Annotated in this window: 1 protein-coding gene; it reads right to left on the bottom strand. The window is 47.0% G+C overall.

What is annotated here, in order from left to right; genetic code table 11:
* Nucleotides 1-163 precede the first annotated feature (163 nt).
* Nucleotides 164-1,192 (bottom strand): AAA family ATPase, encoded by a 1,029-nt coding sequence (locus tag J7R10_RS08140; protein WP_010705194.1) that lies wholly within the window; start codon nucleotides 1,190-1,192, stop codon nucleotides 164-166.
* Nucleotides 1,193-1,313: the final 121 nt, after the last annotated feature.

Raw genomic sequence — 1,313 nt, 5'->3', positions numbered from 1 at the left:
AAAACCGCCTCTGCTTCGCTTAAACGGTGAATACTCAATTCCAACTCAAGGGATAACGCCAAATCCACACAGAGTTTAAGCTGTTCTCCAATATCAAAACCGCGTTGATAATCGTCATAAAGACCAACAAGCGTATTGGATAATTCTTTGTCACATAAAGGGATCATGCCAATTCCTCCACATCACGGTTTTTCCATGCCGCTTTGACATGTTTAAGTGTTACCTCACACTCATCCCCAAGCGCTGCCATGCGTGCCAACATCATGGTTTTGTCAATTTGCCGTAAAGCGCCAGCCTTTAAGCCAATTCCTGTCAGAAATTTTATCGCCCCAGGATCTTCAATCCCCCAATCATGAATACGAGCTGCAATATCCTCACTATAGGGCTTGCGGCGTTTCAGATGCATAGCCAATCGGCTTTTAATTTGCGCATAAGAGGGTCCATTTTGACGATGGACCAAACGTCCAGAAATCTCATCATTGCCAACCAAAGCTAACCCTGTGCCATTGATATCAACAAAATGGCGCAATTGATTAATCGCCTCATCCGTTAAATTTTGCGCCTCATCAACAATCAACAACGTGCCACTCCCCACACGCTCTAATTTCTTGCCAATCGCACGCGTTAAGCGGGTGGGATTATATTCCACCACTTCTAATTCTGCTGCCATATCATTCAAAATACCATGAACACTGCGCGTATGCGGGCTTGCTGTCACCAAATAAACATGCGGGCGCGTTGCACGGTAATGGCGGCAGGTTTCCGTCTTGCCACTGCCCGCATCAAGCGTAATCATCACCATATCGCCCGTGCTTTGTGCCAGCGTTAAAGTATCAATGATCTCACTGGCAATGCGATTCCTCTGAAAGGCTGGCTTTTCAGGTATACGCTCCAAAAGTTCATCAACCTCCTTTAAAGCCTCTACCCACTGTTGAACTTTTGCATTCTGCTTGCCCAATTGCCCCGCATAACTCCCCGCATACCATTGCGAAAATGTTCCATCTGGCATACCAATGCGCCGCGCCACTTCCGCCTTCGTCCAATCATGCATTTTTGCGATAGCTCTCACCGCATCCACAAGCTCATTCCATAAAGCAATATCATCACTGTTGCGGTTTGCTGCTGTTTCGGGCTGGATTTTTGGTCGCGCCCAAGGATTTTTATCGACCGTTGCATTTATCGCGTATTTCATCTATAATCTCCCTCTCGTATTGATTTTAGACTCTTGAATGGGTAGGCTCCCACCTACCCATTCGTGTTATTCTTCAAGCCGTACGCGATACTCAACCGGCTCCCGACAATCTCCCCCCTGC

Origin of the sequence: Bartonella vinsonii subsp. berkhoffii ATCC 51672 (assembly GCF_902825225.1) — a bacterium.
GTDB classification, from domain to species: Bacteria; Pseudomonadota; Alphaproteobacteria; order Rhizobiales; family Rhizobiaceae; genus Bartonella; species Bartonella berkhoffii.
This window is presented reverse-complemented; position numbering and strand designations above follow the sequence as displayed.

What these genes read in the sequence shown, in the direction of transcription:
- J7R10_RS08140 (WP_010705194.1), bottom strand. Translation starts at nt 1,192, where the DNA reads ATGAAATACGCGATAAATGCAACGGTCGATAAAAATCCTTGGGCGCGA.